17 protein-coding genes and 6 tRNA genes are annotated in these 23,851 nt (G+C 67.9%); 14 read left to right on the forward strand and 9 right to left on the reverse strand.

Features of this window, described 5'->3' with window-relative positions; all coding sequences use genetic code 11:
- Positions 1-89: 89 nt before the first annotated feature.
- From apbC to FG94_RS03885, 13 genes are all read left to right on the forward strand, one after another.
- Positions 90-1,178, forward strand: a complete 1,089-nt coding sequence (gene apbC / locus FG94_RS03825; protein ID WP_036207341.1) for an iron-sulfur cluster carrier protein ApbC — start codon at positions 90-92, stop codon at positions 1,176-1,178.
- A 25-nt stretch (positions 1,179-1,203) separates the two neighbouring features.
- Positions 1,204-2,223 carry an RNA methyltransferase gene (locus FG94_RS03830; protein ID WP_036207343.1) on the forward strand — a complete coding sequence of 340 codons (1,020 nt, stop codon included), beginning with the start codon at positions 1,204-1,206 and terminating at the stop codon, positions 2,221-2,223.
- A 158-nt stretch (positions 2,224-2,381) separates the two neighbouring features.
- On the forward strand, positions 2,382-4,949 hold the full coding sequence (locus tag FG94_RS03835; RefSeq protein ID WP_036207345.1) for a bifunctional diguanylate cyclase/phosphodiesterase: 2,568 nt from the start codon (positions 2,382-2,384) through the stop codon (positions 4,947-4,949).
- A gap of 49 nt (positions 4,950-4,998) precedes the next feature.
- On the forward strand, positions 4,999-6,339 hold the full coding sequence (locus FG94_RS03840) for an aminotransferase class I/II-fold pyridoxal phosphate-dependent enzyme (RefSeq protein ID WP_051996124.1): 1,341 nt from the start codon (positions 4,999-5,001) through the stop codon (positions 6,337-6,339).
- 80 nt (positions 6,340-6,419) lie between these two features.
- A complete protein-coding gene (gltX, locus tag FG94_RS03845) occupies positions 6,420-7,811 on the forward strand; it encodes a glutamate--tRNA ligase (RefSeq protein ID WP_036207346.1) in 1,392 nt (463 codons plus the stop codon).
- Between the two features lie 137 nt (positions 7,812-7,948).
- Positions 7,949-8,024, forward strand: a tRNA-Ala gene (locus FG94_RS03850).
- Between the two features lie 55 nt (positions 8,025-8,079).
- Positions 8,080-8,155: transfer RNA gene (locus tag FG94_RS03855), tRNA-Glu, on the forward strand.
- Positions 8,156-8,220: 65 nt separating this feature from the next.
- Positions 8,221-8,296: transfer RNA gene (locus FG94_RS03860), tRNA-Ala, on the forward strand.
- Positions 8,297-8,327: 31 nt separating this feature from the next.
- Positions 8,328-8,403: transfer RNA gene (locus tag FG94_RS03865), tRNA-Glu, on the forward strand.
- Between the two features lie 71 nt (positions 8,404-8,474).
- Positions 8,475-8,550, forward strand: a tRNA-Glu gene (locus FG94_RS03870).
- A gap of 82 nt (positions 8,551-8,632) precedes the next feature.
- Positions 8,633-9,805: an elongation factor P maturation arginine rhamnosyltransferase EarP gene (earP, locus tag FG94_RS03875; RefSeq protein ID WP_036207348.1), complete on the forward strand. Its 1,173-nt coding sequence runs from the start codon at positions 8,633-8,635 to the stop codon at positions 9,803-9,805.
- Positions 9,806-9,915: 110 nt separating this feature from the next.
- A complete protein-coding gene (locus FG94_RS03880) occupies positions 9,916-10,491 on the forward strand; it encodes an elongation factor P (protein ID WP_027863741.1) in 576 nt (191 codons plus the stop codon).
- Between the two features lie 138 nt (positions 10,492-10,629).
- Complete coding sequence (locus tag FG94_RS03885; protein WP_036207351.1) at positions 10,630-12,240, forward strand: amidase; 1,611 nt, start codon at positions 10,630-10,632, stop codon at positions 12,238-12,240.
- Here the strand turns inward: FG94_RS03885 and FG94_RS25780 are convergent, their stop codons facing one another.
- From FG94_RS25780 to FG94_RS03930, 9 genes are all read right to left on the reverse strand, one after another.
- Positions 12,241-12,753, reverse strand: a complete 513-nt coding sequence (locus tag FG94_RS25780) for a TssQ family T6SS-associated lipoprotein (RefSeq protein ID WP_152570833.1) — start codon at positions 12,751-12,753, stop codon at positions 12,241-12,243. It lies immediately after the preceding gene.
- On the reverse strand, positions 12,750-13,847 hold the full coding sequence (locus tag FG94_RS03895; protein ID WP_229445846.1) for a hypothetical protein: 1,098 nt from the start codon (positions 13,845-13,847) through the stop codon (positions 12,750-12,752). The genes FG94_RS25780 and FG94_RS03895 overlap by 4 nt, the downstream gene beginning before the upstream one ends.
- Before the next feature lie 162 nt (positions 13,848-14,009).
- Positions 14,010-15,419, reverse strand: a complete 1,410-nt coding sequence (gene dbpA, locus FG94_RS03900; RefSeq protein WP_036207354.1) for an ATP-dependent RNA helicase DbpA — start codon at positions 15,417-15,419, stop codon at positions 14,010-14,012.
- A 43-nt stretch (positions 15,420-15,462) separates the two neighbouring features.
- A complete protein-coding gene (locus FG94_RS03905; protein WP_036207356.1) occupies positions 15,463-15,696 on the reverse strand; it encodes a hypothetical protein in 234 nt (77 codons plus the stop codon).
- Positions 15,697-15,778: 82 nt separating this feature from the next.
- Positions 15,779-15,855, reverse strand: a tRNA-Met gene (locus FG94_RS03910).
- Positions 15,856-15,868: 13 nt separating this feature from the next.
- Positions 15,869-17,050 (reverse strand): class I SAM-dependent methyltransferase, encoded by a 1,182-nt coding sequence (locus tag FG94_RS03915; protein WP_051996126.1) that lies wholly within the window; start codon positions 17,048-17,050, stop codon positions 15,869-15,871.
- A gap of 10 nt (positions 17,051-17,060) precedes the next feature.
- A complete protein-coding gene (locus FG94_RS03920) occupies positions 17,061-17,270 on the reverse strand; it encodes a hypothetical protein (protein WP_027863734.1) in 210 nt (69 codons plus the stop codon).
- Between the two features lie 51 nt (positions 17,271-17,321).
- Entirely contained in the window at positions 17,322-21,098 is a 3,777-nt protein-coding gene (locus tag FG94_RS03925; RefSeq protein ID WP_036207358.1) for an AAA family ATPase, read from the reverse strand.
- Entirely contained in the window at positions 21,095-22,348 is a 1,254-nt protein-coding gene (locus FG94_RS03930; protein ID WP_036207359.1) for an exonuclease SbcCD subunit D C-terminal domain-containing protein, read from the reverse strand. The genes FG94_RS03925 and FG94_RS03930 overlap by 4 nt, the downstream gene beginning before the upstream one ends.
- Positions 22,349-22,459: 111 nt before the next feature.
- Between FG94_RS03930 and FG94_RS03935 the strand changes: the two genes are divergently transcribed.
- On the forward strand, positions 22,460-23,710 hold the full coding sequence (locus FG94_RS03935) for a winged helix-turn-helix domain-containing protein (RefSeq protein ID WP_036207361.1): 1,251 nt from the start codon (positions 22,460-22,462) through the stop codon (positions 23,708-23,710).
- The last annotated feature ends 141 nt before the right edge of the window (positions 23,711-23,851 follow it).

A 23,851-nucleotide genomic window follows, 5' to 3' on the forward strand; every position in this document is an offset into this window, starting at 1 on the left:
TGCGCAGCGGCCGGCGCCGGGTTTGCCAAAGCAACAAGAAGCGAGCGGCATTTTGCGCTACACTTCGCCCCTATAACCTGGAGAAACACATGAGCATCACTGAGAACGATGTCAAGGCAGCATTGTCGGCAGTCATCGATCCGAATACCGGGAAGGATTTCGTTTCTTCCAAATCCATCAAGAACATCAAACTCAGCGGCGCGGACGTCTCCTTCGACGTCGAGCTGGGTTATCCGGCGGCCAGCCAGGTCGCCGGCATCCGCGACAGCGTCGTGGCTGGCGTGAAGGCGCTGCCCGGCGTCGGCAACGTGACGGCCAGGGTCTATACCAAGATCCTGTCGCACGCGGTCCAGCGCGGCCTGAAGGTCATGCCGAACGTGAAGAACATCATCGCGGTCGCCTCGGGCAAGGGCGGCGTGGGCAAGTCGACCACCGCCGTCAACCTGGCCCTGGCACTGTCGCTTGAGGGCGCCAGCGTCGGCATCCTGGACGCGGATATTTACGGTCCGTCGCAGCCGATGATGTTGGGCATTAACGCCCGCCCCGAAAGCACGGATGGCAAGACCATGGAACCGCTCGAGAACCACGGCGTGCAGGTGTCCTCGATCGGCTTCATGATCGATCCGGACGAGCCGATGGTCTGGCGCGGCCCGATGGTCACCGGCGCGCTGCAGCAGCTGCTGGAGCAGACCAACTGGCGCGATCTCGACTACCTGATCGTCGACATGCCCCCGGGCACCGGCGACATCCAGCTGACCCTGTCGCAGAAGGTGCCGGTGACGGGCGCCGTCATCGTCACCACCCCGCAGGACATCGCCCTGCTGGACGCGCGCAAGGGCCTCAAGATGTTCGAGAAGGTCGGCATCCCGATCATCGGCGTGGTCGAGAACATGAGCACCCACATCTGCTCCAACTGCGGTCACCATGAAGAAATCTTCGGGGCGGGCGGCGGCGAGAAGATGTGCCGCGACTTCGGCGTCGACTTCCTCGGCAAGCTGCCGCTGAACCTGTCGATCCGCGAGCAGACCGATTCCGGCCGCCCGACCGTGGTGGCTGATCCGGAAGGCCCGGTCGCGAGCGTATACAAGGAGATCGCGCGCAAGGTCGCCGTCAAGGTCGCCGAGAAGGCGAAGGACATGACCAGCAAGTTCCCGAGCATCGTCGTCAAGAACGACTGATTTTTTTACCATCTGGTAAAAAACGATGCGCGTTTCTAGCATCCGCGAGCGCCTGGCCCTGCTGGGCGCGCTGCCGCTGCACCAGGAGCGCGTGCTGCGCGACTGGGTGCAGGGCGCCGCGCACGAGCGCGGACGGCGTCCCGCCTCCGACTTCCTTCCTAAATCCGTACGCGAGGCCTTGCCCGCGCTGGATGCCGAACTGGCCGGCCTGGTGCGGCTGGTCTCCAGCCACCCGGGCGAGGATGGTTCCGAACGCCTGCTGGTGGGCTTGGGCGATGGCCAGATGGTCGAGTCGGTGCTGCTGCCGCGCGACGGTGTGTGCTTCTCGAGCCAGGTCGGCTGCGCAGTCGGCTGTACGTTTTGCATGACCGGCCGCGAAGGCCTGCTGCGCCAGGTGACGAGCGGCGAGATCGTGGCCCAGGTGGTGCTGGCGCGCCGCCGCCGGCCGGTGAAGAAGGTCGTCTTCATGGGCATGGGCGAGCCGGCCCACAACCTCGACAATGTGCTGGAAGCGATCGAGCTGCTCGGCATCGAGGCCGGCATCGCGCACAAGAACCTGGTGTTTTCCACCGTGGGTGATCCGCGCGCCTTCGAGCGCCTGCATGACGCGCGCGTGAAACCGGCGCTGGCGCTGTCGCTGCACACCACCAAGCCGCTGCTGCGCGCCGAGCTGCTGCCGCGCGCGCCGCGCCTGACTCCCTCGGCACTGGTCGAGCATGGCGAGCGCTATGCGCGCCTGAGCGGCTATCCGATCCAGTACCAGTGGACGCTCTTGGCAGGCGTGAACGACGGCGCGGACGAGATGGACGGCATCGTGTCCCTCCTGCGCGGCAAGTACGCCATCCTCAACATGATTCCCTATAACATGGTGCCCGACCTGGCGTACCAAAGGCCGAGCTGGGAACGCGCCCGCGCGCTCGCGGCCGGCCTGCACGCGCGCGGCGTGCTGACCAAGCTGCGCGATTCGGCCGGGCAGGACGTCGACGGCGGCTGCGGCCAGCTGCGCGCGCGGGCCGGGCGCACGATCGCCTTGCGGCGGGATTGACACCGGACGCCGGCCGGCGCGCTGCGCCGGCGGAGTCGGAAATGGCGAACCCCGTTCGGCACCGAACATCTTTCCAGCAACTTTCTGTTCGAAAATAAAGCTCACAGGAATCTTCCTGCCTACACTCGGAGTTTGGAGCGTGGTGCATGGGATGCTTGATGAGCGATAACAGCAGACAGCGGTGGCGCGGGCGTTACCTGGACGCGGCGCACCTGTTCGTACCGGGCAGGCTGCGGCAGGATGCGACCGCGCTCGCGCGTGCCGAGAACGTGGTCAACGCGGCCCTGATGGCGGCCACCGCCGGTCCGCTGTACGCGCTGGCCTACTGGATGCTGGGCCTGCGGCTGGCGGCCGCCGAGATCCTGGCCTGCTGCCTGGTGATGCTGATGGCGCCCCCGGTGTTGCGCCTGACCGGCAGCATCGCGCTGGCGCGCGAACTGTTCCTGTGCGCGCTGTTCTTCAATTTCACCTGGCTGACCTGGCACCTGGGCGGCATCCATGCGCCCACGGCCAGTTGGCTGATCACCGCGCCGGTGGTGGCCATGTTCCTGGGCGGGGTGGCCAGCGGCGTGTTCTGGCTGATGGTGAGCTGCGCCGCCGCCGCCGCGATCTGGGGCGTGAGCGCCTTCGGCCTGGCGGCGCTGCACACCCCGAGCCTCGACATGCCGCTGCTGCACCTGATCTGCAACCTCGGCCTGTACGTGGTGGTGCTGGTGTTCGTGCTGCTGTTCGAACTGACCAAGACCGAGGGCTTCGTCAAGCTGCAGCGCGCCCTGGCCACCATCAATGAACTTGCGATCCGCGACGAGCTCACGGGCAGCCACAACCGCCGCTTCCTGCTCGGCCTGATCGACCGCGAAAAGGAGCGCGCCGACCGCAATGGCCGCCCGTTCTGCCTGTGCCTGTTCGACATCGACTTCTTCAAGCGCATCAACGACACCTATGGGCATGCGGCCGGCGACCTGGTGCTGCGCCGCTTCGCCGAGGCGGTGCAGGGACAGGTGCGCGGCACCGACGCCTTCGGGCGCTACGGCGGCGAGGAGTTCCTCCTGATGCTGCCCGAGACCCCGGCGCCGGACGCGCTGGTGCTGGCCGAGCGGGTGCGGCGCGTGATCGCCGGCCTGCGCTGCAGCGGGCAGGAAACCGGCGGCAGCGAGATCAGCTTGACGGTATCGGTCGGGGTGGTCGAATACCGTCTCGGCGAGGTCGTGGCCCAGGCCATCGCGCGCGCCGACGAGGCGCTGTACGTGGCCAAGTCCCTGGGGCGCAACCGGGTCCAGTGCCATGACGACGACGAGCGCCTGCCGGTGCTGCCCAAGCTGGCGGTCGAGCAGGCCGGGGCGGAGGGCCCCGGCAGCGGCCCGCGGGTGAGCGCCGGACGCCTGCAGGGTGGCGCCCAGTGCGACCAGCTCACCGGGCTGCTCAACCGGAACCTGCTGCGCGACCGCCTGCGCCACGCCATGGACCGCGCCAACCGCAACCGCCGCCTGGTGGCGCTGCTGCTCCTGAACATCAACGGCTTCAAGGAGATCAACGACGAATTCGGCTACGAGGCCGGCGACGAGCTCCTGGCCCAGGCCGGCGCCGCGATCCGACGCTGCCTGCGCGATTCCGACACGGTGGCGCGCTGGGGCGGCGACGAATTCATCGCGCTGCTGGAAGACCTGAGCTTCGAGTCCGACGCCCAGGTGGTGGCCGAAAAGGTCCTCGACCGCTTCGGCCTGCCCCTGAGCGTGGCGGGACGCGAATGCTTCGTCACGCTGGCGGTGGGCGTGGCCCTGTATCCGGCAGCCGACTGCGACCTCGACGCCCTGCTCAAGCGCGCCGACATCGCGATGCGCGGCGCCAAGCGCGGGGGCGAGCACAGCGTCCGGGTGTATTCCGGCGACACGGTGCAGCCGCAGAGCGAGCGCCTGGCCCTCAAGAACGGCCTGCGCGACGCCCTCGCGCAAGGCCAGCTGTTCCTGGAATACCAGCCGCAGATCGACCTGGCCTCCCGGTGCGTGGTCGGCGTCGAGGCCCTGCTGCGCTGGCAGCATCCGGTGTACGGGCGGGTCGACCCCGGCCGCTTCATTCCGCTGGCCGAGGAGACCAGCATGATCGTCCCGATCGGCGACTGGGCGCTGCGCACCGCCTGCCTGCAGAACCGCGCCTGGCGCGCCAGCGGCCTCCCCGAGATCAAGACCGCGGTCAACCTGTCGGCGCGCCAGCTCAAGGAGCCAGGGCTGCCGGCGCGGGTGCTGGCGATCCTGCATGAAACCGGGATGCCGGCGCGCTGCCTCGACCTCGAGATCACCGAGGGCATGCTGATCGAAGACCTGGCCGGCAACTGCGCCCTGATGAGCGGGCTGCGCCAGGCCGGCGTGCTGGTCTCGATCGACGACTTCGGCACCGGCTACTCGAGCCTGAACTACCTGTCCGAGCTGCCGATCGACATCCTCAAGATGGACGGCCTGTTCGTGCGCCGCCTGGGCGCGGCCGGGGCGGGTGCGGGCAGGTCCTGCGGGCGCTCGTTCGCGATCGCCGAGGCCATCGTGTCGATGGCGCACCGCCTCGGCCTGAACGTGATCGCCGAGGCGGTCGAGACGCCCGAGCAGTTGGCCGACCTGTGCGCGATGGGATGCGATTGCGCCCAGGGTTATTACTTCGCCCGCCCGCTGCCGCCCGCCGAGGTGGCGGCGATGCTGGCGCGCCAGGTCGAGGCCGCGCCCCTCGTCCCGGCCTGAATTCCCGTCCATGTCGCTTGTCTGCTCATCTCTTGTACCGGAGGATGCCGTGCTGAATGAACCGATTCCCTTTGATCCCGCCCACGACCTCGACGCGCTGGCCGCGTCGGGCGCGCTGGGCGGCAACGTCGCCCTGTTCCGCCAGCCGCGCGGACGCGACCTGCTGCGCCGCGCCGCGCCGCTCGACGACTGGTGCGCGCTGCGCGCCCGCCACGGCGTCTGGCCCTATGGCCGCACCCTGGACGGCCCGCCGGCGCCGCTGGCCACCGTCGAGCGCCGCCAGGGCATCAACTTCGCTTCGCAAGATTACCTGTCGCTGTCCGCGCACCCGGCCGTCATCGACGCGGCCATGCGCGTGATGGCCGAATGCGGGCCGCACAGCGCCGGCTCGGCCATCCTGCTCGGCAACAGCCGCTATTCGGGTGCGCTGGAGGAGGCGATCGGCCAGCTGCTGGACTGCAGCCATGTCGTGCTGTTCCCGACCGGCTGGGGCGCGGCCTTCGGCGCCGTGACCGCCCTGGTGCACGGCAGCGACCACGTGCTGATCGACGCCCTGGCCCATGCCTCGCTGCGCCAGGGCGCGCACGCGGCCACCCGCAACGTCGCAGCGTTCCGCCACAACGACTGCGACCACCTGCGCGAACTGCTGGCCAGCCTGCGGGCGGTGGATGCCAACGGTGCGATCCTGGTCATTACCGAAGGCCTGTTCAGCATGGATGCGGACAGTCCCGACCTGCCGCTGATGCAGTACCTGTGCCGCGAGTACGGCGCCACCCTGCTGGTGGACGTGGCGCACGACCTCGGGGCCGTGGGGCCGGGCGGTAGCGGCGTAGTCGGCGCCCAGGGGATGCTGGGCAAGATCGACATCGTGATGGGTGCCTTTTCCAAGACCTTCGCTTCGAACGGCGGCTTCGTGGCCTGCCTTGAACCCAGCGTGCGGCGCCAGCTGCAGCTGTTCGCGGGGCCGCACATGTTCTCGAATGCGCTGTCGCCGGTGCAGGCCGCCACCGTGCTGGAGTGCCTGCGCATCGCGACCGGCGAGGAAGGCGAGCGCCTGCGCGCCGACCTGATGCGCAACGCGGTCGAGCTGCGCGCCCTGTTGCAGGAGGAGGGCTTGCGCTGCCTGGGCAACCCATCGCCGATCGTCCCGCTGTTGCTGGGCCCCGAATCCGCCACGCGGATCGCCGGCATGCTGCTGGCGCGCCGGCAGGTGTTCGTCAATCCGATGGAATTCCCAGGCGTGCCCCTCGGCGCGGCGCGCCTGCGCCTGCAACTGATGGCCCGGCATACGCCGGCCCAGGTCCGGCGCGCCGCGCGCCAGCTGGCCGAGGCGGTACGGCGCGCCCTGGCGGCGCCGCGGCCGCTGCTGCAGCCGTCCACGCAGGCCTGAAGCAGGGCGGGTGCGCGCATGGGTGCGTGAGCCAAGGACGGCGGGGTAAAATAACTCCTTTACCTTTCTTGCATCCAGACATGACCGTCCGCACCCGTTTTGCACCTAGCCCGACCGGCTACCTCCACCTGGGCGGCGCCCGCACCGCGCTGTATTCCTGGGCCTATGCACGCCACTTCGGCGGCACCTTCATCCTGCGCATCGAAGACACCGACCTCGAACGCTCGACGCCGGAAGCCGTGCAGGCGATCCTGGACGGCATGCAGTGGCTCGGCCTGTCGCACGACGAAGGCCCGTTCTACCAGATGCAGCGCATGGACCGCTACCGCGAGGTGGTGGCCTCGATGCTGGAGCAGGGCACTGCCTACCTGTGCTACTGCTCGCCGGAAGAAGTCGAGGCGATGCGCGAGCGCATGCGCGCAGCCGGCGAGAAGCCGCGCTACGACGGCACCTGGCGTCCGGAGCCGGGCAAGACCCTGCCGCCGGTCCCTGAAGGCGTCAAGCCGGTGGTGCGCTTCAAGAATCCGCTGGATGGCGAAGTCACCTGGAACGACGTGGTCAAGGGCCCGATCACGATCGCCAACAAGGAGCTCGACGACCTGATCATCGCGCGCCCGGACGGCACCCCGACCTACAACTTCTGCGTGTCGGTGGATGACTGGGACATGAAGATCACCCACGTGCTGCGCGGCGACGACCACGTGAACAACACGCCGCGCCAGATCAACATCCTGCGCGCGCTCGGCGCCGAGCTGCCGCAGTACGGCCACCTGCCGATGATCCTGGGCGCGGACGGCCAGAAGCTGTCCAAGCGCCACGGCGCGGTCAGCGTCATGCAGTATCCGGAGCAGGGCTACCTGCCGGAAGCGATGCTCAACTACCTGGCGCGCCTGGGCTGGAGCCACGGCGACGACGAGATCTTCTCGATGGAGCAGTTCACCGAGTGGTTCAACCTCGAGCACCTGACCGCGTCGGCGGCCCAGTTCAACCCGGAGAAGCTGGCCTGGCTGAACAACCATTACATCAAGCAGGCCAACAACGAGCGCCTGGCCGGCCTGGCTCGCCCGGTGCTGCAGCAGCAGGGCGCGCAATTCGAGAACGCACCGGCGCTGCCGACCGTGATCGCGCTGGTGAAGGACCGCACCAATACCATCAACGAGCTGGCCGATACCGCCATGTTGTTCTACCGCGAACCGCAGCCCGATGCCGCGCTGCTGGCCCAGCACCTGACCGATGCGGTGCGCCCGGCGCTGGCCGCTTTCGCGGAGCGCTGCAAGGATGTGGAATGGAACAAGGCTGCGATCGCCGCCATGTTCAAGGAGGTGCTGGGCGCACACGGCCTGAAGATGCCGCAGATCGCCATGCCGCTGCGCCTGATCGTCACCGGTCAGCTGCAGACGCCGGCCATCGATGCGGTGCTGGAACTGTTCGGCCGCGACGTGGTGTTAACCCGTATCGCAAAGTACCTCTAAATTGTTTTTTTGCGGAGCGCGCATTTTCTCGAAATGGGTATTTGCGAAATGCAAGGCGCTCCGCTATAATGCTCGCACTTCAGCAGCACACGGTAGCAAACAGGCAGTACGAAGTAGTTTGCGATAGTGTGAAAAGAGGGGGTATAGCTCAGCTGGGAGAGCGCTTGCATGGCATGCAAGAGGTCAGCGGTTCGATCCCGCTTACCTCCACCACTCTGGAGTGCGGCAGTAATCAGGTCGCGGTAGTAAAGTAGTACGGTAGTTCAAGGTCCCCATCGTCTAGAGGCCTAGGACATCACCCTTTCACGGTGAGTACCGGGGTTCGAATCCCCGTGGGGACGCCAGCGTGCAACCAGCGGCACGCAGTAGTAGATGTAGTAGCAGTATGTTAGAATGTTGTTTTCCCGTAGGGGGTATAGCTCAGCTGGGAGAGCGCTTGCATGGCATGCAAGAGGTCAGCGGTTCGATCCCGCTTACCTCCACCACGTAGGAAAAACAACAGTTCTGACAGTCCGGGTCCCCATCGTCTAGAGGCCTAGGACATCACCCTTTCACGGTGAGTACCGGGGTTCGAATCCCCGTGGGGACGCCAAGAATTTGGCAGCAAGATTGACACCGCGGTGTGGTGCAATTCGTAGTAAACAGCAGCAAGTACAGTTCAAGGTCCCCATCGTCTAGAGGCCTAGGACATCACCCTTTCACGGTGAGTACCGGGGTTCGAATCCCCGTGGGGACGCCAGCATAAAACCGGAGTAGACCAACGCGCTTGCGCGGAGAGGTGCTCCGGTTTTTCATTTTGTCCAACGCTTTCGCGTATCGACATGCCATTCACTCCAGCTCTTACCCTCGCCCTGTTCTGCAAGGTCGTCGACAACTACGGCGACATCGGCATTTGCTGGCGCCTGGCGCGCCAGCTGTGGCGCGAACACGGCGTCCACGTCAGCCTCTGGGTCGACGATCTCCACAGTTTCCGCCGCATCTGCCCGGAGGTCGACGTCGCCGCCGCCGCGCAGACGGTGCAGGGCGTGCTCGTTCGTCACTGGCGCGACCAGGAGGGCAGCTTCGCGCCGGAAGAGGTCGCGGACATCGTGATCGAATTCTTTGCGGTCGACATTCCGCCCGGCTACGTCGCGGCCATGGCGCAGCGCACGCCGCGACCGGTGTGGTTCAACCTCGAAGGCCTGACGGCGGAAGAGTGGGTGGAGGGCTGCCACCGCCTGCCGTCCATGCATCCGCGCCTGAAACTGACCAAGCATTTCTTCTTCCCGGGTTTTACCGCGAAGACCGGCGGCGTGCTGCACGAAGCCGGGCTCGACGAGGAACGCTTGGCCTTCCAGGCCGACCCTGCCGCGATGGCGGCCTTCCTCGGCGGCCTCGGCCTGAGTGCGGCCGAGATGCAAGCCCTGAAGGTCTCGCTGTTCTGCTATCCGCATGCGCCGGTCGCCGAGCTGCTGCGCGCCTGGTCGGAAGGCTCCCGGCCGGTGACTTGCCTGGTGCCGGAAGGTGTTGCCGCCGAGGCGGTCCAGGCATGCATGGGGAGCGGCGCGCGTGCCGGCGACAGCGCGACGGCCGGCGCGCTCACCGTGCGGGTGCTGCCTTTTGTGCCCCAGCCCGACTACGACCGGCTGCTGTGGGCCTGCGACCTGAATTTCGTGCGCGGCGAAGATTCTTTTGTCCGCGCCCAGTGGGCAGGGCGGCCTTTTGTCTGGCACATCTATCCGCAGGACGAGAACCTGCATCACAAAAAACTGCGCGCCTTCCTCGCCCGCTATGCGGGCACGTTGCCGGCGCTCGAACGCTTTTCGCTCGGATGGAATGGCGCGATCGATATCGATCCGATGCCGGTCGCGTGGCAGGACTTGCAAGGCGAATTGCCCCGCATTGCCATTCGTGCAGAAGAATGGCGGAGGGAAGTGCTCGCCCATGGCGATTTGACGACGAAGCTGCTCCAATTCGCCCGTGAACTGAGGCTCGCTGCGCAAAATCCGGTATAATGCGCGGTTAGTTTGTAACGAATACCACAGGATCAAACGTAGGCTCCCAAGCTTTCTTCGCTCATAGCCACCGCTGATTTAATGCAACTTACTTTTTACGTAAAACTACTATGAAATTCGCTAAAGAAATCCGTGTTGGCAACATCATTATGGTCGAAGACAAGCCATTCATCGTGCTGCGTTCGGACGTGAACGGTTCGAGCCGCACGGGCTTCACCTACAAGTGGAAGATGAAGAATCTTCTGACCAACGCCCCGCTGGAAAACGTGTTCCGCGGCGACGACAAGTTCGACGTGGTCGTGCTGGACAAGAAGCCGGTGACCTACTCGTACTTCGCCGACCCGCTGTACGTCTTCATGGACGAAGAGTACAACCAGTACGAAATCGAAGAAGAGAACATGGGCGACGCCATCAACTACCTGAAAGACGGTATGGAATGCGAAGCCGTGTTCTACGACGGCAAGGCCATCTCGGTCGAACTGCCGACCACCATCGCACGCCTGGTCGTGTACTCGGAGCCGGCCGTCAAGGGCAACACCTCGGGCAACGTCCTGAAGGAAGCCAAGATCGAGAATGCCATCGAAGCCAAGCAGCACACCGTGATGGTGCCGCTGTTCGTCAGCACCGATGACGTCATCGAAATCGACACCCGTACCAACGAGTACAAGAAAGTCGTTCGTAACTAAGCGTCGAACGCCCAAGGAAAAACGCTGCTTCGGCAGCGTTTTTTTTCGCCCGTACGCGGCAGGGTGATATCACCGGCGACGTGTCACATGAGTAATTTTTACTGCTATGCTCATGCATTATTTGACATGGAGACGTGTATGAAACGCAGGGATTTCGTTCGGCTCGGAGTAAGCGCAGGCATGGCGGCGGGCGCCACCGCGGCAAGCGCACCGGCGCTCGCCGCGACCAAGGCACCGGGCGGGGCGGCAGCGGGCATCCTGGATGCCGGCATGCACGAACAGCAGGCCCAGATGGCGACCGGCAAGCTCACGTCAAGCTCCCTGGTGCAGCAATACCTGGCGCGCATCGCCGCCGTCGACAAGGCCGGCCCGCGCCTGAATTCGGTGATCGAAACCAATCCGGATGCCCTCAGGATCGCGGCCGAGATGGACCGCGAACGCGCTGGCGGCCGGCTGCGCGGTCCGCTGCACGGTATCCCGGTCCTGTTGAAGGACAACATCGCCACTGCCGACCGCATGAGCACCAGCGCCGGTTCGCTCGCCCTCGACGGCGTGCGCGCGGTGAAGGACGCGCACATCGTCACGCTGCTGCGCAATGCCGGCGCCGTCATCATCGGCAAGACCAACCTGTCCGAATGGGCCAACATGCGCTCCACCAAGTCGGTGAGCGGCTGGAGCGGCCGAGGCGGGCAGACCAAGAATCCCTACGCGCTCGACCGCAATACCAGCGGCTCCAGCTCGGGCTCGGGCGCCGCCGCCGCCGCCAGCCTGGCCACCCTGACCGTCGGCACCGAGACCGACGGCTCGATCGTCTCGCCGTCCTCGTCCTGCGGCATCGTCGGCATCAAGCCGACCCTGGGCCTGCTCAGCCGTAGCGGCATCATCCCGATCGCCCATTCGCAGGACACGGCCGGCCCGATGACCCGCAGCGTGGCGGACGCGGCCCTGATGCTGGCCGCCATGGCCGGCTCCGATCCCGACGACAAGGCGACCGCCGACAGCAAGAACCGCGTGGCCGACTATGCGGCGGCCCTGCGCCTTGACGGCCTGAAGGGTAAGCGCATCGGCGTGGCGCGGAACTTCTTCGGCAGCAATGACGCGGTCGACGCGATCATCGAGAAGGAACTGGCGGTCTTGAGGTCGCAAGGCGCCACCCTGGTCGACGTGAAAGTGCCGAACGTCGACAAGTACAACGAGAGCGAGCTGCAGGTGCTGCTGTACGAATTCGCGCCGGGCCTGGAGGCTTGGCTCAAGAATTACGCGCCGCACGCGCCGGTCAAGAACATGGCCGACGTGATCGCGTTCAACGACAAGAACGCGGCGCGCGAGATGCCGTACTTCAAGCAGGAACACCTGGTCGCGGCCCAGGCCAAGCCGGGGCTGGACGCGCGCGAATACCGCGAAGCCCTGGCCAACGACCTGCGCTATTCGCGCGACGAAGGCATCGACCAGGTGATGAAGGAGCACAAGCTCGACGCCCTGGTGGCGCCGACTGGCGGTCCGGCCTGGCTCACCGACTACGTCAACGGCGACCACTACGGCGGCAGCTTCTCGAGCCCGGCCGCGGTGGCGGGCTATCCGCACATCACGGTGCCGGCCGGCTTTACGCGCGGCCTGCCGGTGGGGATCTCGTTTGTCGGCGGGGCGTGGAGCGAAGCGTCCCTGATCGGGATGGCCTATGCCTACGAACAGGCATCGAAGCGCCGCCGCGCGCCGGTGTATCCCGCGACTATCAACGTGAAGCTGTGATCAGCGTACGTTCTGCCTGGCCTTGGCGAATTGCGGCCCCCACAGCGGGTGGCCCTGTTCGCCGGGGCTGAGGTCGAAGGACGCATCCAGCCGCAGCGCCCGTTCGAAGGCCTGGCGGCATGGGGTGGGGCGGTTGGTCACGCAATAGCTGAACGCGGTGTACTTGAGCGCGCTGACGCGGTTGCGCACCGAGCCGCTGTTCATGTCGTTCGAGCTCAAGCGCTTGATCGCGCCGTTGAAGTCGCCGTCGTGGTACAGGGCGATGCCTTCGCGCAGGGCGGCGTCGTCGCGGTTCGAGGCCGGGCGCTCCGGACGCGGGGCCGGGCGCTCGTTGCGCTCGGCACGCTCGGCGCGCGGGTGGGAGCGGTCGTCCACGCGCGCGCGGGTGCGCGGCGGATCGTTCTTGCCCATGATGGAATTGAGCTGCGAATTCAATTCGGCGCAGCCGCCGAGCAGCATCACGGCGCCGAGCAGGCAGGCACGCAAGCCATGGTTCGGGATGCGCAGGTTCACTCCACCTCCTCTTCAGTAAAATCCAGTTCGATGGTCGCCGATGCGCCCTTGACGGCGTTGACCATCACGGTGTGCTCGGGGAAATTCGGGTTGACGATGCGGATCGTGTGCTGGCCGGGCGCCAGCGTCAGGCGCTTGAGCGGCGGACTGGCGCCGTGGTCGACGCCGTCGACCTGCACCATGGCCCAGGGTTTGATCACCAGTTTATAGGTAGCGCCTGCCGCGGCTGCTACCGGGCGCGCCGTGGCCGGCTGGCCAGTCGCCGCTGGGGTCTCGGTGGCCGGCGCCGCCGGGGTGGGAAGTGCGGCAGGATCGCTTGCGGCGAGGATGGGCGGATCGGACAGGCCGGCGTCCGCTCCCGCCAATGCCGGGGCAGGTGTTTCAGGCGCCGCGGCTGCCGTGTCGCCGTCGCCCGGCAGGGCCAGCGTGACGGTGTCGCGCGAGTCGGCCCCGTGCAGCAGGGCGAACAGGGCGCCGAGGGCAGCCAGCAGGACGGTGGCCGCGGCAACCAGCAGCAGCCAGCGCTTCAGTCCGCTGCTTTCGCTGACGGGCGCGGGTTCGCTGAGGAAGGACACCGTCGGCTCCGGCGGCACCGGGGACAGCGCCTGCGCGGGAACGGGCGGACCGAGCGGCACGATGCCGAGCAGGTTGCGCAATTGTTCGATGCTGTGGGGGCGCTGTTGCGGATCGGGCGACAGGCAGCGGTCGACGGCGGTCACGAAGCTGTCGCTGTACTGGTCCCCGCTGTTGCCGGACAGCCGCCCCTGTAGCGGCGCCGCGGGCGGATATTCCCGGGTGATGGCGTAATGGACCACGGCGGCCAGGTCGTGCATGTCGCCCGCCTCCGACCAGGCACTGCCCACGTCCGGCGAGGGCAGGAGCATCGGGTCGCCGGAGTCGAGCACCAGCACCGTGTCGGGGCTGATGGGGCGGTGCGGCATCTGCATCGCGTATTGCAGTTCGAGCGACTGCAGGATCTGGCGGAAGATGCGCCGGCACCAGACTTCGTTGACGAGTTCATGGTTGAACTCGACGACTTCGCGCACGGTCCGGCCGTCGGTCTGCTGTTGCTGGGTTACGGGAGTGCTGGTCATCATGGCGTCGAGCCGCGCCCTGACACGCAGGAAGCTGTCCGGAATGTGTCCCGGCGCGGTATTTGTATTTTGACAAATAATGCCAGATTTGCCGCGCCGGTGGCGCTGCTGAGCCAACCGTGCGCGGCTGTTACAACTTCGTTACAACTCTGCCGTAAAGCCTTATACGTCGAGGAAGCGCATCTTGAAGTAGCGGCCCTTGATCACGCCGAATTCCGGACCCGGCGCCTGGCGGTCGTTCAGCTTGGCGACTGCCGCGTGGGCGGCATGGCGGTCGAGCGCCACGTAGCTGGCGAACTCGCCGACGTTGATCTTGCCGACCTGTTCCTTGGTCAATCCGGCGTCGCCGGTGAGCGCGCCGAGGATGTCGCCCGGGCGCAGCTTGGCCTTCTTGCCGCCGGCGATGTGCAGGGTCAGCATCGGGGCCGGCGCGGCAGCTTCGGGGTGTTCGCCCAGCTCGTCGAGCTTGTGCCATTCGGCCGGCGCGTCCTGGTATTCCTCGATCAGGCGCACCCATTTCTTTTCGTTCGGCGCGGCCAGGGTCAGCGCCAGGCCGCTTTCACCGCCGCGGCCGGTGCGGCCGATGCGGTGCACGTGCACTTCCGGGTCCTTCGAGACGTCGGCATTGATCACGGTGTCGAGGTTGGCGATGTCGAGGCCGCGCGCGGCGACGTCGGTTGCTACCAGTACCGAGCAGCTGCGGTTGGCGAACAGCACCAGGATCTCGTCGCGCTCCCACTGTTCCAGTTCGCCGTACAAGGCCAGTGCCGAGAAGCCCTGCTCGCGCAGGTGATCGGCCAGCTCGCGGCAATGGGCCTTGGTGTTGCAGAAGGCGAGGGTGGAAACCGGCTGGTAGTGCTTGAGCAGCTGCGCCACCGCTTCGTCGCGGCCTTCGAAGCCGATCTCGTAGAAGCGCTGTTCGATCTTTTCCGCGCTGTGCTGGCTCTCGACCGCCACTTCGAGCGGATCGACCAGGAAGCCGGCGGTGGCGAAGCGGATGTCGTCCGGATAGGTGGCCGAGAACAGCAGGGTCTGGCGGCGCTGCGGGCAGGCAGAAACGATGCCTTCGATCTCGTCGTAGAAACCCATGTCGGTCATGCGGTCGGCCTCGTCCAGCACCAGGGTCTGGACTTTCGACAGGTCGAGGGTGTGGCGGCCCAGGTGGTCGCGGATGCGCCCCGGGGTGCCGACCACGATGTGGGCGCCGTGCTCGAGCGAGGCGATCTGCGGGCGCATGGCGACGCCGCCGGTCAGGGTCAGGATCTTGACGTTGCCGACGCCGCGCGCCAGGCGGCGCAGCTCGTTCGCGACCTGGTCGGCCAGTTCGCGTGTCGGGCACAGCACCAGGCCCTGCACCGCGAACCAGGCCGGGTTGAGCTTGTGCAGTACGCCGATGCCGAAGGCGGCGGTCTTGCCGCTGCCGGTCTTGGCCTGGGCGATCAGGTCGCGTCCTTCCAGCACCGCCGGCAGCGAGGCGGCCTGGATCGGCGTCATCCCGTGGTAGCCCAGGGTGGCAAGGTTGGCGAGGAAGCGCGGCGCCAGTGGCAGCGAAGTGAAGGGTTGCGTGTTCATGGGTGTCCTGCCAGGGTTTGGCCAAGTGTAGCCATATGGCGGACTACGCCGAGGCCGGCGCCCACACCGGCAGGCCGGTCAGGTCGAGGTTCTCGTCGCGGCGCCAGACGGGCAGGCCGGTGGTGTCGGTTTCTTCGAGCAGTTCCAGCTGCTCCTGTTTCAGCGAGGCGCGACGCGCACGGGGAGCGGTGCGCTTCGGTTCGACAACGGGGTCAAGCGGTGCGGCCGGCTCGAAGCCCGGCAGGTCGATTGTCGCGTTGTCTTTCTTGTCTCTCATCTGCCTGGATGCTGCGCTGCGTCGTTTTTGCTGCCGCAGAAAACAAAAGCCCGGCTACAAGAGTCGGGCTTTTATCGGTATTTGGTTGCGGGGACAGGATTTGAACCTGTGACCTTCGGGTTATGAGCCCGACGAGCTGCCAGACTGCTCCACCCCGCGTCTGAGAAAAAGATTATAGCGCGGATCGGCGGCTTGTGCAATCTTCGATTGCTCGCAGGCGCCACAGCGATGTCACTTCGCGCGAGCGGGCCGCGTGCAGCGGATCGTCGGGGTCGCTTGCCTTGCCGTGGGTCGGGCGGACGTCGTGGCGGGCAACAACGTCGAGCCCGGCATCCCTTATCCAGCCCAGCAATTGTTCGCGCGTGCGCAGCCCGAGATGCTCGGCCAGGTCCGACAGGATCAGCCAGCCTTCGCCGCCGGGTTCCAGGTGCTGCGCTAGGCCGCCCAGGAAACCCTTGAGCATGCGGCTGTCGGGATCGTAGATCGCATATTCGATGGCCGAGCTGGGCTTGCCGGGCAGCCAGGGCGGATTGCACACCACCAGGGGAGCACGACCTTCGGGGAACAGGTCGGCCTGGATCACCTCGACCTGGGCGGCCAGGCCGAGCCGGGCGATGTTCTCGCGCGCGCAGCCGAGTGCCCGCGCATCCATGTCGGTGGCGAGCACGCGCTCGACGCCGCGCCGCGCCAGCACCGCCGACAGCACGCCGGTGCCGGCGCCGATGTCGAAGGCCAGCTTTGCAGCCTTGGGCAGCGGAGCCTGGGCCACCAGCTCGACGTATTCCCCGCGCACCGGCGAAAACACGCCGTACCACGGGTGGATGTTCGCATCGAGCGCGGGGATGCGCACGCCCTTGCGGCGCCATTCGTGGGCGCCGATCACGCCCAGCAGCTCGCGCAACGATGAGACATAGGGAGTCTCCGCCGGACCGTAGGCCTCGAGGCAGGCCTCGCGCACGTCGGGTGCGCGGCGCAGCGGAATCACGTGGCCGGCCTCGAAGGGGATCAGGAGCATGGCGAGCGTGCGGGCACGCTGCAGCTGCTGCAGGCGGTGGCGGTGGAACTGTTCGCTTGGTGTCGCCGGCGCCTTGCCCGCCTTGGCGCGGCGCGCACGATCGCTCTTGTGCTCGATGCGGCGCACCAGGGCGCTCAGGAGCTGGCGCGCGTTCTGGAAGTCGCCGCGCCACAGCAGGGCGGTGCCTTCGAGCGCCAGCCGGTAGGCGGTGTCGGCGTTCATGGTGTCGTCGGCGACGACCACCTTCTTCGGCGCCGGCCAGCCGCTTTCCGAGCGCCAGGACGCCGAGCGCGCGGCGCCGCCTTCCTGCCAGTTCAGTTGCCCCATCGTGTCGCTCATCGATGGCCGATCAGTGATGGTGGTGCCAGTTGCCGTCGGCCGATTCGAGATAGGACTTGACCGCGTCCGGGCTGCCGGTGGCGTGGCGCTTGGGCTCGCCGCATTCGCAGACGCCCAGGTAAGGCTGGATGTGCGAGCAGGCCGAGACCTTCTGCAGGGTGACCTTGACCGGTTTGGCGCACTTGGCGCACTTGAAAGTAAGGAAGCGAGCTGGCTTCATGGGAGTGTCTGTGTGAGTTTCGGGAAGAGCGGCATTCTACACCCGCACCGGCTACTCGACCACGACCGCGCTGCTGCCGCCTCCCGCCGGGCGCACCAGCACCTTGGTGGCGATGCGCTCGGTCATCTCCTGCACGTGCGAGATCACGCCCACCTTGCGGCCCAGCGATTGCAGCGCGTCCAGCGCATCCATCGCCACGCCCAGGGTGTCGGTGTCGAGGCTGCCGAAGCCCTCGTCGATGAAGAGCGACTCGACCCGCACCCGGTTCGAGGACAGCGAGGCCAGGCCGAGCGCCAGGGCCAGCGACACCAGGAAGGATTCGCCGCCGGATAGGGAGTTTACCGAGCGCACTTCGCCGCCCATGTCCTGGTCGCGCACCATCAGGGCCAGCGAGGGCGCGCCGTTGTGGCTGACGCGCTCGAGGCGGTAGCGCCGCGCCAGTTGTCCGAGGTGGGCATTGGCGTAGCCGAGCAGCACGTCGAGGGTGAATTGCTGGGCGTAATTGCGGAACTTCTTGCCGTCGCTGGAACCGATCAGCTCGGACAGCTTGCCCCAGCGCTGCTCTTCGAGCTGCTGGCGCTCGATCTCGGCCAGCACCGCCTGCGCCTGCACGCGCCGGGTGTCGTCCTGGCCGATGCGCATGCGCAGTTCGGTGGCCAGGTCGTGGGCCGCGCGGCGCTCGCTTGTCAGGGCTTCGACGGCGGCGGCCACGGTTTCAAGGCTCAGGCCGCTTTCGGGCGCGCCTTCGGCGTGCAGCCCGCGCTGGGCGCGGCGCTCCGCCAGCACGGCGGTGGCGCTGGCGACCTGGGCGTCGAGCGCCCCCAGTGCGCTACGTTCCTGCGCCAGCCAGGTGCCGCCGACCGCCAGCAGGCGGCCGAGTTCGGCCGAGTCCTCGATCGGATCGAGGCCCTTGATGAAGGCCGATTTGCGGTAGTCCTCCAGCCAGTCGGCCAGCGCGGCAGCAGCCTTGACACCGGCGGCGTCCAGATGGGCGATATGCTCGGCCAGCTGGGCCAGCGCGCTGCGGGCGCTGGCTTCGCGCTGCGCGGTTTCGGTGGCGGCCGCCTGGCGTGCAGCCAGGTGATTGCGGGCGGCGCCGACGGCGGCCTGCAGTTCCTGTTCCACCTCCGCCACCGGCCGGCCGCTCCACAGGGCGAGGCGCTGGGCGCGCTTGTCCTTCAGTTCGGCGTCGATCCGGTTGAACTCGGCGGCCACCCCGGCGCCGTGGCGATCGGCCTGGGCGATGCGATCGAGCGCGCCGGCAAGCTCGGCCTCGAGCGTGGCGAGGGCGGCGCTGCTGCGGGTCTGCAGTTCGGTCTGCTGCTGCCATTGCGCGGCCTCCTGGGCGCGGCTTTCGCGCCAGGCGGTGCTCTGGCGGCGCCAGGCCTCCTGCCAGCCGTCGCCGCAGGCATGCGACAGGACCGGGTCGAGCTCGGCCAGCAATCCTGCCAGCTGGGCGGCGACGGCGTCGCGCTGGACCGCCGCGGCCCGCAGCTCGGCCTGCAGGCGTGCGCCGGCCTCGCGGGCGCTATCGAGGGCCTGGCGCAGGCCGGCATGTTCCTGCTGCGCCTTGTCGTAGGCGGCCTGGGCGGCGTCGCGCGCCTGTGCGGCGCGGCGCAGGGCGGCGACGCGGCCGTCCAGCGCCGCCGCGGCGGCGCGCGACGCCTCGCGGGCGTCGGCGAACCAGGCCCGGCGCAACGTATCGTCCTGGCCCTCGGCGGCGGGGACCTCGGCCGCGAGGGGCTGCGCGGCCCACTCTGCCTCGAGCTCGTCGAGCAGCTTGCGCAGGGTGCCGCGCTCGTGCTGCAGTCCGGCGAGCCGGTCGCTAGAGGCGGCCAGGGTGGCGGCCTGCGCCGCCTGCACGGCTTCGTTGTCGCGCAGGCGAGCCCGGCAGTTGCCGACTTCGGCGCGCAGGTTCGCCAGCATGGCGTGCAGCATGTCCTCGCGGCCATCGTCGCGGTAGGGATGCTGGTGCGAACCGCAGACCGGGCAGGGCGCCTCGTCGTGCAAGCTCGCGCGCAATTGCTCCACGTTGGCGGCGCAGGCCAGCTCCGCCGCCGCCAGCGATTTCTCGGCCTGCTGCAGCGCCGCCGTGAGGACGGGGCCGGCGCCGCGTGCTTCCTCGAGCAGGCGGCCGGCGGCGGCGCGGGCCGTATCCACCCGGTCGAGTTCGCCCGCGGTGTCGGCATATTCCTGCCGTGTCGTGACCAGCGCCGTCCAGGCTTTTTCGGCAGCGGCGAGGCGTTCGCGGCGCGCATCCAGGGCCTGGCGTTCGCTGTCCAGCGCCTGCGGATCGACGGCCTCGAGGACCGCCATCGCTTCGCGCCGCGCCGTGTCGAGGGCATCGAGGCGCTGGGTGGCGCCCGTCAGCGCCTGGACGGCGGCCTGTTCGTGCGCGCCGGCTTGCTGGGCCTGACGGCTCACCGTCTCCAGCGCGGTTGCGGCGCCGGCATCGAGCGCGACCGATTGCGCGGCCTGGGCCAGCAGCTTGTCCCAGCGCGGCCACTGGGCCGCCATCGGTTCCAGCCGTGCGTGCAGCGCCAGCCAGCCGGCGGCGCGCTCGCGCTGGCCTTTCGCGGTCTCGTGTTCGGCGGCCTTGGCAGCGTGCACGCTGCGCGCCTGGCGCGCCTCGGCACGGGCCGCTTCCAGTGCGTTGGACGCCTGGCCGTGCGCGGGCGCAAGGGCGGCAATCGCGGCATCGAGCGCCTTGGCAGTGTCGAGCTGGGGCGCCGCGGCACGCAAGGCGCTCTCGGCGGCATCAAGGGCAGACAGGGCGGCGTCGACGTCCAGCACCGCCTGGCGGCGTGCATCCAGCGCCGTCGCAAGCGCACTTTCCAGCTTGCCGGTCGATTCGGCCGCCGCCTTGTGTTCTTCCTGCAGGCGCTGGACTTCCGCGACCTGCGGCCGGGCCGGCTGCACCGCATCGAGGGTGGCGAGGCGCTGGCGCCGCCCGGCCGCCTCCTGCTGCGCGGCCTGCGCCGTCGCCAGGCTTTCCACGGCCTGGGCTTCGCTGCGCTCCAGCTTGGCGGCTTCCTGGTGCCAGCGCAGTTCGCCTTCGAGGGCCGCGCGGCGCGCATCGACCGCTTCCAGCGCCAGCTCGGCATTCACGCGCTCGGCTTCGAGCTTGTCGCGTTCGTCGGGCGCCATCGGGGCCTGGTTGGCCAGCTTCGCGGACAGGGTCCGGGTGCGTTCCTGCTCGGCTCGGTAGCGCTCGAAGGCGCGCCGGGAAATGTCGCTGTAGATCGTGGTGCCGGTGAGGGTTTCCAGCAGCTCGCCGCGTTCGTTCTCGTCGGTCTTGAGGAAGGCCGAGAATTCGTTCTGCGCCAGCAGCACGGCGCGCGTGAACTGTTCGAAGGACAGACCGATGCGCTGGACGATTTCAGCCGCCACTTCGGTCTTGGTGCCGCCCAGCGGATCGAGCTCGGGCAGGCGGTGCAGGGTCATCTTGGACGGCTGCAGCGCGCCGCTCGGCTTGCCGTAGGCGCGGCGCACGCTCCAGCGGGCGCGGTAGCGGATGTCGTCGTTGCCGGCGAAGTCGACCTCGGCCCAGGCTTCGGCGGCGCCGCGCCGCAGCAGGGTGCGCGGGTCGAGCGCCGAGACGGTGTCGCCGCCGACGTCCGGCAGTTGGCTGCCGGCGCGCTTGAGCAGGCGCGGCGTGGCGTCGTACAGCGCCAGGCACAGGGCGTCGAGCAGGGTGCTTTTTCCCGCGCCGGTGGGGCCGCTGATGGCGAACAGGCCGCTCGAGGCGAGCGGCTCGATTTCGAAGTCGACCAGGAATTCGCCGGCCAGCGAAGCCAGGTTCTTGCCGCTGATGCGCAGGATCCTCATGCCGCGTCTCCACCCAGGGCCGTGGTGAGCTCGGCGAAGGCGGCCAGCTGCTCGGGAGGGGCTTCGTCTCCGTAGCGCTGTGTCCACAGGCGCCGGAAGATGTCGTCCGGCTGCAGCTGGGCCAGCTGGTCGAGGCTGAGGGCTTCTTCGACGCTGTCCGGCGCGGCGTGGCGGCGCGTCGGTTCGATCTTGGCCAGGCGCACCGGCTTGCCGCTGAGCGCCGCTTCGACCCGCGCGCGCAGGCCCGGCTCCGGACCTTCGAGCAGCACGCGCACCTCGAGGAAGGGCTGCTGGTGCGGCGGCGCCTCGGGAAGTTCGAGCGCGTCGAGCGCGGCCAGCACCTCGTCGATCGGCGCCGGCTGGCTCGGTACGCGCAGCAATTGCACCGCGCGCGGCACGGGCAGCGGCGTCACCGACTTCGCGGCTGGGCCGTCGAGCTCGATGCGCAGCACCTGGTGCTGGTAGCCGACCTCGGAGAAGGACAGCGGCAGCGGGCTGCCGCAATAGCGCCGGTGCTCGTGGCCGCCGACGCGCTGCGCCAGGTGCAGGTGGCCCAGCGCCACGTAGGCGACCGCCGGATCGAACATCGAGGCCGGCAGCGCCTCGGTGCCGCCGATCACGATGCGGCGCTCGGAATCCTGGGACGACTGGCCGTCCACCATGTGGCAGTGGCCCATGGCGACGATCGCTTCATTCCCCGTGCAGCGCGACTGCGCCAGCGCGAAGGCTTGCCGGTAGAGCAAGGCGGTGCCGTGCAGGTAGGGATCCAGCGCCGTCGATGCATCCTCGGCCGCCGCGCGCGGCACGTCGCCCGGGCGCAGGAAGGGAACGGCCAGGCACCATGCCGCCACCGTCCCGTCGCGCCGGCGCAGGGGCACCAGCAGGCGCTCGAGGTCGACGCTGCCGTCCGGCGCGCGTGCAACGTTGCCCACCACGATGGTGCCGTGCGCTTCCAGCAGCGGCGTGGGCGCTTCGAGCCGCCCCGGCGAATCGTGGTTGCCGGCGATGACCACGACCTGCAGGTGCGGCACCCTGCTGCGCGCCTGCTGCAGGAAACGGTACAGCTGGCGGTGGGCGGCTGCCGACGGATTGGCGTTGTCGAAGATGTCGCCGGCGATGAGCAGCACGTCGATCTCCTCCGCCGCGAGCGTCGCAACCAACCAGTCGAGGAAGCACGCATGCTCGTAGGTCCGGTCGAAGGTGTGCAGGGTCTGGCCCAGGTGCCAGTCGGAAGTATGAAGCAGCCGCATGGTGATTATGGAAAGTCGGGTCGGCGCTCACTATAGCGCAGACTCCTCGCGTTGCCCAAGAAAAGACTGTGTTTTTTTACAGTAGTATTGGTTTGCTATTAAAATAAGGACATGAGCGCGATCAAGCCGGATTTCGAACTTTCTTTAAGCGGCGCCCGAGCCCTGCACCTGGCCGCGCAGGACATGCTGGCGCCGCGCGGCCGCCGTGCGGCAAAGCTTGACGTGCTGGCGGCGATCCGGCGCATGGGCATGCTCCAGATCGATACCATCAGCGTGGTCGCGCGCAGTCCTTACCTGGTGCTGTGGAGCCGCCTGGGCGACTACGACCCGGGCTGGCTCGACGAACTGCTGGCCGAGGGCCGCCTGTTCGAATACTGGGCGCACGAGGCCTGCTTCCTGCCGATCGAGGATTACGGCCTGTACCGCCACCGCATGCTCGACCCGCAAGCCATGGGCTGGAAGTATTCCGCCAACTGGATGCGCGAGCGCGCCGACGAGGTCGCGGCCCTGCTGGCGCACGTGCGTGAAAAAGGTCCGGTGCGCTCGTCCGACTTCGAGCGCAGCGACGGGAAAGGAGGCGGCTGGTGGGAATGGAAGCCCGAAAAGCGCACGCTGGAAGTGCTGTTCACCGCGGGCCACTTGATGATCGCACGCCGCCACAACTTCCAGCGCATCTACGACCTGGCCGAACGCGTGCACCCGAGCTGGCACGACGGCCACCTGCCGCCGCTGGAGGACGTGCGCCGCAGCTTCGTGCTGCAGGCAGTGCGCGCCCTCGGGCTGGCCAGGGCCGCGTGGATTCCCGATTATCACCGCACCCGGCGTCCGCACCCGGACCCGGCGGCGCTGGCGGAGCAGGGCCTGCTGCTGCACGCACGGGTCGAGGGCTGGCGTGACCCGGTCTACATCCATCCCGAACATGCGATGCTTGCGCGCCAGGCGGAGGAGGGCAGGCTGGCGCCGCGCCTGACGACGCTGCTGTCGCCGTTCGATCCGATCGTCTGGGACCGCCACCGCGCGCTCGAACTGTTCGGCTTCGACTACAGGCTCGAATGCTATACCCCGGCGCAAAAGCGGCGCTACGGCTACTTCACGCTGCCGATCCTGCGCCGCGGCGCGCTGGTCGGCCGGGTCGACGCCAAGGCCCACCGCAAGGCCGGCGAATTCGAACTGCGCAGCGTTCACCTGGAACCGGGCGTGCGCCTCAGCGAGCGCCTGGTCGAGGACGTGGCGGGCGCCGTACAGCGCTGCGCGCGCTGGCATGGATGCCCCAGGGTGCGGGTGATCCATGCCGTGCCGGAAACCTTCGGCATGCGCCTGGCTGCAGCCTTCGAGGCTTCCGGAACCGTCGGGTTGTCGTAATCGTGCTTTGACATCGCAACAACTAAAAAGTCTCCAATGTCCACCGGTCCGGGCTTGCGCCACCTCAAACCCGAGCAGGGGCATCTCTCTACACTACGAGTTCCCAGAGGCCGGCCATAACAATAAAAGCTGCCGCCCACC

Source organism: Massilia sp. LC238 (assembly GCF_000735635.1).
GTDB classification, from domain to species: Bacteria; Pseudomonadota; Gammaproteobacteria; order Burkholderiales; family Burkholderiaceae_D; genus Telluria; species Telluria varians.